This window comes from Streptomyces minutiscleroticus (assembly GCF_014650875.1).
Classification (GTDB): Bacteria; Actinomycetota; Actinomycetes; order Streptomycetales; family Streptomycetaceae; genus Streptomyces; species Streptomyces minutiscleroticus.
The window spans coordinates 1-13,156 of sequence record NZ_BMVU01000026.1 but is presented as its reverse complement, the minus strand read 5'-3'; the positions used below and the strand labels follow the sequence as shown (position 1 = coordinate 13,156).

Sequence of the window (13,156 nt, the reverse complement as noted above, 5' to 3'; positions counted from 1 at the left end):
TCCCCTCCGGGGAAGGGACCGGCAGCAGCCGGGGAACGGCGTGCCGTGCACCGGCGGCGGGCCGGGCGCCGCCGGGGGTCACGGACCTGCCGGGGCGGCGGGCCGGTCCGCCGTCGCGGGCGGCGGTCGGTCCTCCGTCGTGCCCCGGGCCGCCGCGCGGAAGGACAGCGGCGTGCGGCCGTCGTGCTTGCGGAAGAACTTGCCGAAGTCGCCGGGGTCCGTGAAGCCGAGGTGGCGGGCCACGTCCGCCGCGGTGAGGTCGGTGTGGACCAGGAGGCGCTTGGCCTCCAGGACGATGCGCGCGTCCAGGTACGCCTTGGCCGTGGAGCCGGTGGCCGCGAGGGCGGCCCGGGTGAGCGTGCGCGTGCTGTAGCCGAGCGCCGCGGCGTAGTCGCCGACCCGGTGGGTGCGGGTGAAGTCGCGCTCCACGGCGGCGCGGAAGCGGGGGAAGGGGCCGTCCCTGGGCACGGCGGCGGGCGCCGCCGACGGGTGCGCGTGGGTCAGCCGCAGCAGCAGGACCGCGAGGAGCATCCGCAGGGTCCTGTTGTGCGCCTCCAGGGGCAGGGCGCCCAGGTCGTCGTACTCGGTGAGGAGGTGGTCCAGGGCCAGGCCCACCATCCGGGCGTGCGGCCCGTCCGGTACGACCGGCCCCTGCGCGGCCGGCGGTTCGTCCGGCACGAAGCCCGGGCGCCAGATCACGATGACACCGTCCGCCGTCTCCCACGGCCCCTCGGGCCCGGCCGCGTACTGGTGCACCTGTCCGGGGCGCACCCACAGCCAGCCGCCGGGCGGGACGACGTGCCGGGCGAAGTCCACCGTGTGGGGCAGCGGCCCGGAGTCCCGGTGCAGGTGGATGAGGTGGTGGAAGGCCGGGCGCTGCGGGCTGGACAGGTCGATGCCGCGGCGCCGGCCGCGCGCCCGCAGCTCCGCGAAGTCCACCACGTCCATGCCGATGGGCGCGCTGAGCGAGGGCCGGTAGGCGACCTCGGTGATCGTGACGCCGCCCTGCGCACCGCCGCGGGCCGGCCGGTCGCCGCTCCCGTACCGCGCCATGTGTCTCCGCCCGACTCCGGTGTGTCCGTTTTTCCCCATCGCTTGTCCCCAGCGTACCGCTCCGGTCCAGCGACGGCTCCTAGCGTGAAAGGAGGACAGGCCGACGGATGACCGAAAAGGAGCAGGTGCGCCGTGCGTTTGATCGTGGGGATGACGGGGGCGACCGGGGCTCCGTTCGGGGTGCGGCTGCTGGAGCGGCTGGCCGAGCTGCCCGAGGTGGAGACCCACCTCGTGATGAGCCGCTGGGCCCGGTCCACCGTCGAGCTGGAGACCGGCCGCACCGTGCGCGAGGTCGGCGAGCTGGCCGACGTGGTGCACGGGCCCGAGGACCAGGGCGCCACCATCTCCTCCGGCTCCTTCCGCACGGACGGCATGGTGGTGATCCCGTGCTCCATGAAGACGCTGGCCGGCATCCGCGCCGGGTACGCGGAGGGGCTGGTCGGCCGGGCCGCGGACGTGACGCTGAAGGAGCGCCGGCCGCTGGTCCTGGTCCCCCGGGAGACCCCGCTCAGCGAGATCCACCTGGAGAACATGCTGGCCCTGTCCCGGATGGGCGTGCGCATCGTGCCGCCCATGCCCGCCTTCTACAACAACCCCGCCACGGTCGACGACATCGTGGAGCACATCGTCTCCCGCGTCCTGGACCAGCTGGACCTGCCCGCGCCGGGCGCCGAACGGTGGGCCGGCCTGCGCACCGCCCGCCTCGACGGCCCCCGCCGCGCTTCCTGACCGCACGGCCGGGCCGCCCCGCGCCCGCATGACCGGGCCGGTCCGCGATCACACGGCCGGGCCGGCCCGCGCCCGCCGCGCCTCCCCTTCTCCCCCACCCCCCACACCGTGGTTCACGCAAGGAGACACCTTCATGCCCTACGACGACCTGCGCTCGTTCCTCGACACCCTGGAGAAGGAGGGACAGCTGCTGCGGATCACCGAGGAGGTGCTGCCGGAGCCCGACATCGCGGCGGCCGCCAACGCCGCGGGCCGCATCGGCGACGGTGCGCCGGCCCTGTGGTTCGACAACGTCAAGGGCTTCATGGACGCCCGGATCGCCATGAACGTCCACGGTTCCTGGCGCAACCACGCCCTCGCCCTCGGGCTGCCCAAGGAGACCTCGCCGCGTGAGCAGGTGGAGGAGTTCGCCCGCCGCTGGGACGCCTTCCCCGTCGCCCCCGAGCGCCGCGCGGACGCGCCCTGGCAGGAGAACACCGTCACCGGTGAGGACGTGAACCTCTTCGACATCCTCCCGCTGTTCCGCCTCAACGACGGCGACGGCGGCTTCTACCTCGACAAGGCCGCCGTGGTCTCGCGCGACCCCGAGGACCCGGACCACTTCGGCAAGCAGAACCTCGGCACGTACCGCATGGAGGTCATCGGGCGCGACCGGCTGGCCCTGCAGCCGGTCCCCGTGCACGACATCGCCAAGCACCTGCGCATCGCCGAGGAGCGGGGCGAGGACCTGCCCGTCGCGATCACCCTGGGCAACGACCCGGTGGTCCCCATCGTCGCCGGCATGCCCCTGCGCTACGACCAGTCCGAGTACGAGATGGCCGGCGCCCTGCGCGGCGCGCCGATGCCGATCGCGACCGCCCCGCACACCGGTCTGGACGTCCCCTGGGGCGCCGAGGTGGTGATCGAGGGCGTCGTCGAGTCGCGGGTGCGTCAGATCGAGGGCCCCTTCGGCGAGTTCACCGGCCACTACTCCGGCGGGCGGCGGATGCCGGTCATCCGCATCGAGCGGATCTCGTACCGCACGAACCCCGTCTTCGAGTCCCTCTACCTGGGCATGCCCTGGACCGAGTGCGACTACCTGGTCGGCCCGAACACCAGCGTCCCGCTGCTCAAGCAGCTGCGCGCCGAGTTCCCCGAGGTGCGCGCCGTCAACGCGATGTACACGCACGGCCTGCTCGTGATCATCTCCACCGCCAAGCGGTACGGCGGGTTCGCCAAGGCGGTCGGCATGCGCGCCATGACCACGCCGCACGGCCTCGGCTACGTCTCCCAGGTCATCCTGGTGGACGAGGACGTGGACCCCTTCGACCTCCCGCAGGTCATGTGGGCCCAGTCCGCCAAGGTCAACCCGAAGGAGGACGTCATCGTCCTGCCGAACCTGTCGGTCGTGGAACTCGCGCCCGCCTCCCAGCCGGCCGGTGTCACCAGCAAGATGATCATCGACGCCACGACGCCCGTCGCCCCCGACGTGCGCGGCAACTTCGGCACGCCGGTCAAGGACCTGCCCGAGACCGCCGAGTGGACCAAGCGGCTCCGCGCCCTCCTCGCCGACCGCTGACCACCCCGTGACACGGTGTCCGGCACCGCCCGCCGGGCACCGCCCCGGGCACCGCGTCACCGCCGCACCGCGAACGCCCCTTCGGTGAAAGGACCCCTCCCATGAACGCCACGGACGCCACGAACGACGCCCGCACCCCGGCCGGCCAGGACCGGCCCGCCCTCTGCCCGCGCTGCGCGCACGAGGAGATCACCGCGGTCGCGGACTCCCCCGTGCCCGGCGTCTGGCAGGTCTTCCAGTGCGCCCGGTGCCTCTACATGTGGCGCACGACCGAGCCCGCCCGCCGCACCACCCGCGAGGCCTACCCCGTCGGCTTCCGCATGACCGCGGCCGACATCGAGACGGCCTCCGAGGTGCCCACGGTGCCGCCGCTGCTGAACCGGTAGGCAGGCGGCCGCCAGGACGAGCGACACGCGACGAGCGACGGCGGAGGGACACACCATCACCAGGGTGTGTCCCTCCGCCGTCGCGTCCCTGACGTACGGTACGACGGCGGAAGACGGCGGGGACGGGCTGCCCGGACCGCCGGATCGTCGGCCGCCGGACCGGACCGCCGGAGCCGCCAGGACCACTGCGCGCACGAAAGGGGACGAGGTGTTCCGGACGACCGACCCCGCGACGCGGGACCCGGCCGCGGCGGCCGCCCGCCTCACCGGTCGTACGGCCGTTCACGCGCGGCCCCTGTCCGGGGCGCTCACCGAGGTCGTCCTCGACGACGGACGGGCGGTGATGGTCAAGCGCGGCGGCGAGCGCGCGGTACGGGCCGAGGCGGCCGGGCTGCGCTGGCTGGCCGGCGCCGGGAGCGTCCGCGTCCCGGCCGTGCACGGCGACGACCCGCACTGGCTGGTGACCGACCGCGTGCCGGCCGGGCGGGCGGACGCCGGCGGCGCGTTCCGCCTCGGCCGCGACCTGGCCGCCCTGCACGCCGCCGGCGCGCCCGCCTTCGGCGCCCCGCCGCCCGGCGGCCCCGAGGAGGCGTCCGTCGGTGAGGCCCCCCTGCGCAACGTCCCCGGGGACGACTGGCCCGCGTGGTACGCCGCACACCGCGTGCTGCCCTACCTGCGCCGCGCGGTCGACGACGGCACGGTCACCGGCGCGGAGGCGGCCCTGGTCGAGCGGGTCTGCGCGCGCCTGCCCGGGCTGGCGGGCCCGCCCGAGCCGCCCGCCCGGCTCCACGGCGACCTGTGGAACGGCAACGTGCTGTGGGACGCCGACGGGCACGCCTGGCTGATCGACCCCGCCGCGCACGGCGGGCACCGGGAGACCGACCTGGCGATGCTGCACCTGTTCGGCTGCCCGCATCTGGACCGCGTGCTGGAGGGCTACCAGGAGGCGGCCCCGCTCGCCGACGGCTGGCGGGACCGCGTCGGCCTGCACCAGCTCTTCCCGCTGCTGGTGCACACGGTGCTCTTCGGCCGCGGCTACGCCGAACAGGCCCTGGGCGCGGCGAGGGCGGCCCTGGCGAGGTGACGTCCGCCCGGCCTCCCCGCCCCCCGGCCCCGCCACCGGTACCGTGCACGGCACCGGCGCGGCGCCGACATGCCGTACGGCCGACGGGGTAGCCGGAGGTCCCACAGGCACGACGGAGGGGAGACACCTCGTGGTCGATCGGGGAAGAACGGGGACGCCGCGGCTCACAGACCTCGAACCCGGTACGGTCCAGCGCTCGCAACTGCGCCTGCGCATCACCGACATCGCCTGGACGGCCCTGTGCACCGTCCTGCTGCTCTGGGCCGTCCACAGCAGTATCGGCCTGGTTCGCGGGGCCACGGCATGGGCGTACTGCGCCGTCGCGTGGGTGCTCCTGGCCGTGGCGCTGACCCTGCGCGTCCTGACACTGCGGCGCAGGACACGGCTGTAGACCCCGCCGTCCGCGTCGCCCGGCGTCCCGTCCTCCGGACCGTCCCGGCCGGGGGACGGGGTGTCCGCCCCATGCGCGCACCCCGCCCCGGGTGTCCCCGGGGCGGGGTGCGTGTCGAGCGCCGGGCAGGCCTTGCACCTGCATCTCCCCGCAGGAAGCGGGGCGTCTTTCCTTGGACCACCAACGCGCGGCGTGCTGCCGGGAGTTCGGCGGCCGCTCATGATCGACTATAGCCCGTCGGGCGCCTCCCGCGCACCTCGCCCGGTGTGCTGTTCCGCCGCCGGCGAGGGTGAGCGGGCAGACTCGGTGCCATGACACGTTCCGTGACCGGTGGACCGGCGGCGGCCCGCGGACCGGCGGGCGAGCACCTGGACGTGGTGATCGTGGGCGCGGGCCTGTCCGGCGTCGGCGCCGCCCACCGCCTGCAGACCCGGTGCCCCGGCCTGGCGTACGCGGTCCTGGAGGCCCGGGCGGCGATGGGCGGCACCTGGGACCTGTTCCGCTACCCCGGCGTGCGCTCCGACTCGGACATGTTCACCCTCGGCTATTCCTTCCGTCCCTGGCGGGGCGGGAGGTCCCTGGCCGACGGCGCCGCCGTCCGGCGCTACATCGAGGACACCGCGCGCGAGTCCGGCGTCGAGCGGCACATCCGCTTCCGCACGAAGGTGGTGGGCGCCGACTGGTCCACGGCGCACGCCCGCTGGACCCTCGCCGTCGAGCGGACCGACGACGCCGGACGCGTCACGCGGTCCACCCTGACGTGCTCCTTCCTGTACGCGTGCGCGGGCTACTACGACTACGACCGGGGCCACTCCCCCCGCTTCCCGGGGATCGGGTCCTTCACGGGGACGGTGGTCCACCCGCAGTTCTGGCCGCAGGACCTGGACCACTCGGGCAAGCGCGTGGTCGTCATCGGCTCCGGCGCCACCGCCGTCACCCTGGTGCCCGCCCTGGCCGGGCGGGCCGCGCACGTCACCATGGTGCAGCGCACGCCCACCTGGATCGCTCCCGTCCCCGGCCGGGACCGGACCGCCGACCGGTTGCGGAGCCTGCTGCCCGCCGCGGTCGCGCACCGGCTGATCCGCGCCAGGAGCATCCTGTTCGGCATCGGCTTCCACCAGTTCTGCCGGCGCCGCCCGGCCGCCGCGCGCAGGCTGCTCACCGGCGTCGCGCGGCGTGCGCTGGGCGACACCGGCGGGCGGTTGGTGAAGGAGCACTTCACGCCCCCGTACGACCCCTGGGACCAGAGGTTGTGCGCCGCTCCGGACGGCGACCTGTTCACGGCGGTCAAGGAGGGCGCGGCGGAGGTCGTCACCGATCACATCGACGCGTTCGTGCCCGAGGGGGTCCGGCTGCGCTCCGGCCGGGTCCTGGCGGCCGACGTGGTGGTCACCGCCACCGGACTGCGGCTGCTGGCCCTCGGCGGCATCGCCCCGCGCGTGGACGGCCGTGCGGTGGACCTGGCCGAGCAGTTCGTGTGGCGCGGCGCGATGCTCACCGGCGTACCGAACCTCGCCCTGTGCATCGGCTACACCAACGCCTCCTGGACCCTGCGCGCCGACCTCACCCACCGCCTGGTGTGCAGGGTCCTGCGCCACATGGAGCGCCGGGACCTCGCCGCCGTCGTGCCCGAACCGGACCGTCCGCTCGCCGGGCGGCCGCTGCTCGACCTCGCCTCCGGCTACGTCCGGCGCTCCGTCGGCGCCTTCCCGCGCCAGGGCGACCGCGGTCCGTGGCGCCTCCGCCAGAACTACCTGCTGGACGCCGCCACCGTGCGCGCCCGGTTCGGCCGGACCCTGAAGGGCGTTCCGCGCTCGGCCGTGACCGCGCCGGCCGACCGGCCCGCCGGGTTCCGTACCGGAGCCGTCCGGTGAGCGCGGACGGGACGGTGGGGCGCGGTGTCGTCCCCGGTCCCCGCCGACGGACGCGGAAACCCCGCTGAGGAGCTCGCGAAAGCCCCGCTGACACGGCACGGAAGGCATCACTGACGGAGCACGAGGACCTCACCGGCGGGGTACGACGGCCACGGGGCAGTCCACGTGGTGGATCACGGCGCGGATCACGGGGCCGGTGCGCGGGCCGCCGGGCCGGGCGGTCGGCCGGCGTCCCACGACGAGGAGGCCCGCCCCGGTCGCCGCCCGCAGGAGCGCCCGGGAGGCCCGGCCCTCCGCCACCGTCTCCAGGACCTCCACGTCGGAGTACTTCTCGCGCCACACCTGGAGCACGGCGGAGAGGTAGCCGAGCCAGTCCTCGGCCTGCCGGCAGGCGGGCATCAGACCGATGTCGCCGGGGCCGAGATCGAGCAGGTCGGGCGGCTGCCAGGCGTGTACGGCCCGCAGCCGCGCGCGCCGGTTCCGGGCCGTCTCGAAGGCGAACTCGACGGCCTCGTCGCACGGGTCGTCGGCGTCGACGCCCAGCACCACGTCCCCGTGGCCGGTGTCCGCCGGGACCCCGTCGCCCCGTACCGGCGGCGGCGCGGCGGCGGTCGCCCCGCCGGCCCGCACGAGGACGACGGGACGCGCGGCCCGCGCCACCACGCCGAGGGCGACCGAGCCCACGAGGAAGCCCGTGAAGCCGCTCATGCCGCGTGAGCCCAGCACGAGCAGGTCGGCCTCCGCGGCCGCCGCCAGCAGGGCGGCGGTCGCGGGTCCCGAGACCTGCGCGCAGCTCACGTCGACGCCGGGACACACCGCGCGCACGTGCTCCTCCGCCTGCCGCACCGCCTGCGCCGCCGGTTGTCGCCGGACGGCGTCGGCCGCGCCGTCCTCCTCCTGGCGGGGGTTCCAGTACCAGGCGTGCACCAGGCGCAGCGCCCGCTCGCGGCGTACGGCCTCGCGGGCCGCCCACGCGGCGGCGGCCAGACTTTCGGCGGATCCGTCGACCCCGGCGGCAACGGGCGGGAGCTTCACGGCGCCTCCAACGGTGGATCTGCTCATCGGTGCCAGCGTCGCGCCGCGCTCCGCGCAAAGGGAGGGGCCGCCCGGTCACTCCCGGGACCGACCGGCCCATGCGGGCCCACGCTCCGCCCGTGCGGCCCGCTCGGTCACCCGCCCCGTACGCGCGGCCGCGGCCGGACGCAAGGGCCGCTCGGCCCATGGCCCCGGGCACCCCCGCGCCGGACGCTGGACCCGATTCCCGGAGGGAGCGCCGCGATGGCCGACAGCCAAGGAACCCCGGTCCACGAGGACCCGGTCCACGCTCTGCTGACCGACGGCACCACGATCCGGATACGGCGGGCGGGGCCCGGGGACCACGACGCCGTACTGCGGTTGTACGAGGGGATGTCCCCGGAGAACCTGCGCCTGCGGTTCTTCTCCGTCGGCCGGGGTCCGGCCCGGCGGGCCGCCGTCCGCGTGGCCGCCGGCCGCCCCGGCCACCTCGCCCTGGCCGCCGAGCACGACGGCCGCCTCGTGGGGCTGGCCGAGTACGAGGCCGTGCCCGGCGGCACCACGGCCGAGGTCTCGCTGGCCGTCGCCGACGACTGGCACCACCGCGGCGTCGGCACCCTGCTGCTCGAACACCTCGCGGACGCGGCCCGCCGCGCCGGCGTCACCGCCTTCACCCTCGTCGCCCTGTCCGAGAACGTCGAGGTGATGAGGGTGTTCCAGGACCTCGGGCTGCCGGTCGCCCGCCGCTTCGACGGTCCCGAGGTGCGCTGCACGGTCGACCTCACCGAGGACGAGACGTATCTGAACGCCGTGGACCTGCGCGGCCGGCTCGCCGACGTCGTCAGTCTGCGCCCCCTGCTGCGGCCCCGGTCGGTCGCCGTGATCGGCGCGGGCCGCAGGCCCGGCTCGGTCGGGCGCGCGATCCTGCGGAACATCGGCACCGGCTCCTTCACCGGGCGCGTGTTCGCCGTGCACCCGGAGGTCGCCTCGATCGCCGGGGTGCACGCCTTCCCGTCCGTCGCCGCGCTGCCGCAGGTGCCCGAGCTCGCCGTGATCGCCCTTCCCCCGGCGGACGTCCCCGGCGTCGCCGAGGAGTGCGGCAGGGCGGGTGTGCGCGCCCTGGTCGTCGTCTCCGAGGGCCTGGGCGAGCCGGGGTCGGCGGAGCTGATGGACGCGTGCCGCCGCCACGGCATGCGCCTGGTGGGGCCCGGCGGCGTCGGCGTCGCCAACACCGAGGACGGCGTCCGCCTGGACGCGACCCTGGCCCCCCGCCACCCGGGCGCCGGCTCGGCGGGGGTCGCCGTGCAGTCCGGCGGGGTCGGCGTCGCGCTGCTCGACGGCCTGGGGCGGCTCGGCATCGGCATGTCCAGCTTCGTCTCGCTCGGCGCCAAGTACGACGTCAGCGGCAACGACATGCTCCAGTGGTGGGAGGGCGACGGGCGCACCGGTCTGGCCCTGCTGCACCTGGAGTCCTTCGGCAACCCGCGCGCCTTCTCGCGCACCGCCCGCCGGGTGGCCCGCGCCCTGCCCGTCCTGACCGTGGACGCCGGGCGCTCGGAGCCCGGGCGGCGCGCGGCCGCGGCGCGCACCGCGGCGGCCGCGCCGCGCACCATGGTCCGCCGGGCGCTGTTCGCCCAGGCCGGCGTCACCGCCACCCGGACGACCGGTGAACTCCTCGACGCGGCGGCGCTGCTGCACTCCCAGCCGCTGCCGGCCGGGACCCGGGTCGCCGTGGTCACCAACACGCGCGGCGCGGGCGTCCTGGCCGCCGACGCGTGCGCGGACGCCGGGCTCGACGTGCCGCCGTTCGAGCCCGGCCTGGTGCGCGAGCTGCACGAGCTGCTCCCCGAGGGCGCCACCGCCGTCAACCCCGTGGACGCCACCGCGACCGTCGGCGAGGAGCAGCTGCGGGCCTGCGTGGACCGGCTGGCCCGGCACGGGGCGGTGGACGCCGTGCTGGCGGCGCTGGTGCCCACCGCGGTCGCCGCGGCCACCGGTGACGACCCGGTCCGGGCCCTGCTCCGCGACCGCGTGCCGCCGCCGCGCCCGGTCGTCGCGGTCCTGCCCGCCCAGGCGGCCAGGGTGGCGCTGCTCCGGGACCGGGCCGGGGGCGCCGTGCCCGCCTACTCCGACGTCCAGGACGCCGCCCGCGCCCTGGCCCACGCCGCGGCCCGGGCCCGCTGGCTGGGCCGGCCGCCCGGCTCCGTGCCGGAGCTGGACGGCGTGGACCCCGGGCGCGCCGCGGAGCTGGTCGCCGCGTACCTGCGCGACGAGCCGGCGGGCGGGCGGCCGGATCCGCGTACGGCGGCCGCGCTCGCCGGCTGCTACGGCATCCCGCTGCTGCCCTGGGCGTGGGCCCGCGACGAGGACGAGGCGGTGGCCGCGGCGCGGCGACTGGCGGGCCCGGACGGACGCGTCGTGCTGAAGGCCCACTGGCCGGGTCTGGCGCACCGGGCCGAGCAGCATGCCCTCCACCTCGACCTGCAGAACGAGTCCCAGGTCAGGGCCGCCCACCGGGATCTGGTCACCCGCTTCGGCGACCGTATGACCGGTGCGGTGGTCCAGCCGCTCGCCGAGCGGGGCACCGAGCTGTTCGCGGGCGCCGTGCAGGACGAGGTCTTCGGTCCGCTCGTGCTCCTCGGGCCCGGCGGCACCGCCGCGCTGCTGGCCGACCAGGCGGGGCGGCTCGCCCCGCTCACCGACCACGACGCGCGCGAGCTGGTCGCCTCGCCGCGCTGCGCCGCGCTGCTGTCCGGCCGCGCGGGCGCCCCGGCGACCGGCCTCGCGGCCCTGGAACAGCTGCTGCACCGGCTGTCGCGCATGGCCTGCGACCTGCCGCAGCTCGCGGAGGCGGGGCTCGACCCCGTCCTGGCCGGCCCGCACGGCGTCACCGTCCTGGACGTCCGCGTCCGGCTCGTCCCGCACCGCCCGCACGACCCGTACCTGCGCCGGCTGCAGCCCCGCCCACCTGCCGTGACGTGAGCGGCGCAGGATACACTGAAACTAGTTGCCCAGTACACGTTTTTCATCGCAGGGCGAACGACCCGAGGAGGAACCCGCCACGTGGCACGCGCGTCCCACCGCCGCACCACCGTCCCCGAATGGCTCCGTCACCCCCTGCGCGTGGCGAGCGGTCCCGTCCCCTACGGGACCGTGCTCCGCGGCGCGCTCACCACGGGACCGCTGCTGGCCGCCGGCGTCGCCGCACACCATGTGGCGTGGGGCGTCCTCGCGGCGCTCGGCGCCATGTTCGCCACCGTCAACGACCGGCCGGGGACCCGCCGCACCCGCGTGGTGCGGATCGGGGCGCCGGCCGCCGCGGGCGCCCTGGGCACCGTCCTCGGGACGCTGCTGACGATGTACCTGCCGCCGGCCGACGGCCTGCCGGACGGGCTGTGGGCGGTTCCGGTGCTCGCGCTCGCGGGCTGGCTGTCCGGTGCCGTCAGCGTGGTCGGGCCGGTCGGCTCCGCCGCGGGGCTGCAGTTCCTGGTGACGCTGCTGATCGCGGCCGGTTCGCCGCCGCACGGGCCGGTGTGGCTCGCGCCGCTGCTGGTGATCGCCGGCGCGCTGTGGCACCTGCTGGTGGTCCTGGCGACCCGGCCGCGGCCGCACCACGAGGAGCGGCGGGCCGTCGCCGCGGTGTACGAGCGGATCGGCGCCGTGCTGGCGGCGGCCGGGACCGGCAGCGGGCAGGCGGAGCGCCGTGCGCTGAGCGCCGCGCTCGACCACGCCCACGCCGTTCTGGAGCACCACCGCGGCCCGCGCCGGCTGCGTCGCGTCTCCCCCGCCGAGCGGGGGCTGCGCGCCCGGCTCACGGCGGCCGGCGCGGCCGCCGAGGCCTCCGTGTCCCTGCTCCACGAGGGCACGCCGCTGCCGGAGGCGGTCCTGGACGCGCCCCTGCACCTCGCGCACGCCGTGCGCACCGGCGGTCCGAGCGCGCCGCTCGTGCCGCCCGCGCCCCGGACCCCCGGGCAGCGCGCCCTGCGGGACGCCCTCGGCCACGCCGCCGAGGTCGCCCGGACCGACCGCCACACCGGCCCCGAGCTTGAGCCCGTGCCCGTACGGCTGAGGGACCACCCGGGGACGCGGCGGGCCCTCGGGCCGCTCGGCCGCTCCTACGGGCTGCGGGTCGCACTGTGCGTGGGCGCGTGCACGGCGGTGGCCGTGGTCCTGCACCCCGCCCAGTGGCACTGGCTGCCCGTGACCGCGGCCTTCGTCGCCAAGCCTGACCTGGGCCCGCTGTTCTCCCGCGTGGTCAGCCGCGTGGCCGGCACCGTCCTGGCCATCACCGGATACCTGGCGCTGGACGCCCTGCTCCCCTCGACGGCCGCGGCGCTGACGGCGGCGGCCCTGGGCGGCGCGCTCATCCCGGTGGCGGCGCGGCACTTCGCGTACCTGACCGCCGCGCTCACCGCCATCGTGCTGGCGCTGGCCGGGGTCGGCGGCACCGTCGGCGCCCCGGGCGCCCGGCTGACCGACACCCTGCTGGGCTGCCTGATCGCGCTCGGCGTGGGGCACCTGCCGCGCATCGGCGGCCGACGGTCGGCCGTGCACGAGCACTGGGCCGCCGCACTGCGGGCCGCCGAGGCGTACTTCGCCCACGTGGTCGGCGTCCCGCCGGGCGACCGCGCGGAGCTGGACCGGCTGCGGCGGGCCGCCTACCGGTCGCTGGCCGAGGCCCACACCGCGCTCGCCCAGGCCGCGTCCGAGCTGCCGCCCGCCGGGGTGCCCGCCACCCGCTGGGCTCCTCTGCTGACGGCCCTGGAACGCCTGGTGGACGCCACGACCGCGTGCGCCGTGCGGCTGCGCGACGGCAGGCCGCTGCCCGCCGACGAGAGCCGCCGTCTGGCGGACGCCCTGGCCCGCCTGGCCGCGGACGCCTCCGCCCGCCGCCCCACCGACTGGCCTCCCCTGCCCGCCCCCGCCGAGCTGCGCCCGCGCTGCACCAGCCTGGCCGAGGTGGCGCACGAACTGCACGCCGTCCGGAGGTTCACGCAGGCGGCCTGAGCCGGGACCGCCCCCGTGCACGGCGGCCGGCCCGCCGCCTCCGGCGAGGCGGCGGGCCGG

General features: G+C 76.7%; 10 protein-coding genes. 8 read left to right on the top strand and 2 right to left on the bottom strand.

The genetic code is table 11. The features are described 5' to 3' along the window. Positions 1–78 precede the first annotated feature (78 nt). Positions 79–1,053 (bottom strand): helix-turn-helix domain-containing protein, encoded by a 975-nt coding sequence (locus IE271_RS23380; RefSeq protein ID WP_229919510.1) that lies wholly within the window; start codon positions 1,051–1,053, stop codon positions 79–81. 132 nt (positions 1,054–1,185) lie between these two features. On the opposite strand from IE271_RS23380, the gene IE271_RS23375 reads away from it, so the two are divergent. From IE271_RS23375 to IE271_RS23350, 6 genes are all read left to right on the top strand, one after another. Next, entirely contained in the window at positions 1,186–1,782 is a 597-nt protein-coding gene (locus IE271_RS23375; RefSeq protein WP_229919509.1) for a non-oxidative hydroxyarylic acid decarboxylases subunit B, read from the top strand. 133 nt (positions 1,783–1,915) lie between these two features. Continuing rightward, on the top strand, positions 1,916–3,340 hold the full coding sequence (locus IE271_RS23370; protein ID WP_190192374.1) for a non-oxidative hydroxyarylic acid decarboxylases subunit C: 1,425 nt from the start codon (positions 1,916–1,918) through the stop codon (positions 3,338–3,340). Positions 3,341–3,441: 101 nt separating this feature from the next. Continuing rightward, positions 3,442–3,726: a non-oxidative hydroxyarylic acid decarboxylases subunit D gene (locus IE271_RS23365; protein ID WP_190192373.1), complete on the top strand. Its 285-nt coding sequence runs from the start codon at positions 3,442–3,444 to the stop codon at positions 3,724–3,726. A gap of 208 nt (positions 3,727–3,934) precedes the next feature. Further along, positions 3,935–4,810 (top strand): fructosamine kinase family protein, encoded by an 876-nt coding sequence (locus IE271_RS23360; RefSeq protein WP_190192372.1) that lies wholly within the window; start codon positions 3,935–3,937, stop codon positions 4,808–4,810. Between the two features lie 130 nt (positions 4,811–4,940). Then, the gene (locus IE271_RS23355; protein ID WP_190192371.1) at positions 4,941–5,201 is read left to right on the top strand and encodes a hypothetical protein; all 261 of its coding nucleotides are present in this window, start codon (positions 4,941–4,943) and stop codon (positions 5,199–5,201) included. 311 nt (positions 5,202–5,512) lie between these two features. Next, positions 5,513–7,075, top strand: a complete 1,563-nt coding sequence (locus IE271_RS23350) for a flavin-containing monooxygenase (RefSeq protein ID WP_190192370.1) — start codon at positions 5,513–5,515, stop codon at positions 7,073–7,075. 129 nt (positions 7,076–7,204) lie between these two features. Here IE271_RS23350 and IE271_RS23345 read toward each other — a convergent pair whose 3' ends face one another. Next, positions 7,205–8,137: a universal stress protein gene (locus IE271_RS23345; protein ID WP_190192369.1), complete on the bottom strand. Its 933-nt coding sequence runs from the start codon at positions 8,135–8,137 to the stop codon at positions 7,205–7,207. Between the two features lie 216 nt (positions 8,138–8,353). Here IE271_RS23345 and IE271_RS23340 point away from each other — a divergent pair, with 216 nt between their 5' ends. Both IE271_RS23340 and IE271_RS23335 read left to right on the top strand, forming a co-directional pair. Beyond that, entirely contained in the window at positions 8,354–11,071 is a 2,718-nt protein-coding gene (locus IE271_RS23340) for a bifunctional acetate--CoA ligase family protein/GNAT family N-acetyltransferase (protein ID WP_190192368.1), read from the top strand. A gap of 81 nt (positions 11,072–11,152) precedes the next feature. Continuing rightward, positions 11,153–13,096 (top strand): FUSC family protein, encoded by a 1,944-nt coding sequence (locus IE271_RS23335; protein ID WP_190192367.1) that lies wholly within the window; start codon positions 11,153–11,155, stop codon positions 13,094–13,096. Positions 13,097–13,156: the final 60 nt, after the last annotated feature.

Coding starts and splice junctions, on each gene's coding strand:
- IE271_RS23370 (WP_190192374.1), top strand. CDS start 1,916: ATGCCCTACGACGACCTGCGCTCGTTCCTCGACACCCTGGAGAAGGAG.
- IE271_RS23350 (WP_190192370.1), top strand. CDS start 5,513: ATGACACGTTCCGTGACCGGTGGACCGGCGGCGGCCCGCGGACCGGCG.
- IE271_RS23340 (WP_190192368.1), top strand. CDS start 8,354: ATGGCCGACAGCCAAGGAACCCCGGTCCACGAGGACCCGGTCCACGCT.
- IE271_RS23365 (WP_190192373.1), top strand. CDS start 3,442: ATGAACGCCACGGACGCCACGAACGACGCCCGCACCCCGGCCGGCCAG.
- IE271_RS23345 (WP_190192369.1), bottom strand. CDS start 8,137: ATGAGCAGATCCACCGTTGGAGGCGCCGTGAAGCTCCCGCCCGTTGCC.
- IE271_RS23380 (WP_229919510.1), bottom strand. CDS start 1,053: ATGGCGCGGTACGGGAGCGGCGACCGGCCGGCCCGCGGCGGTGCGCAG.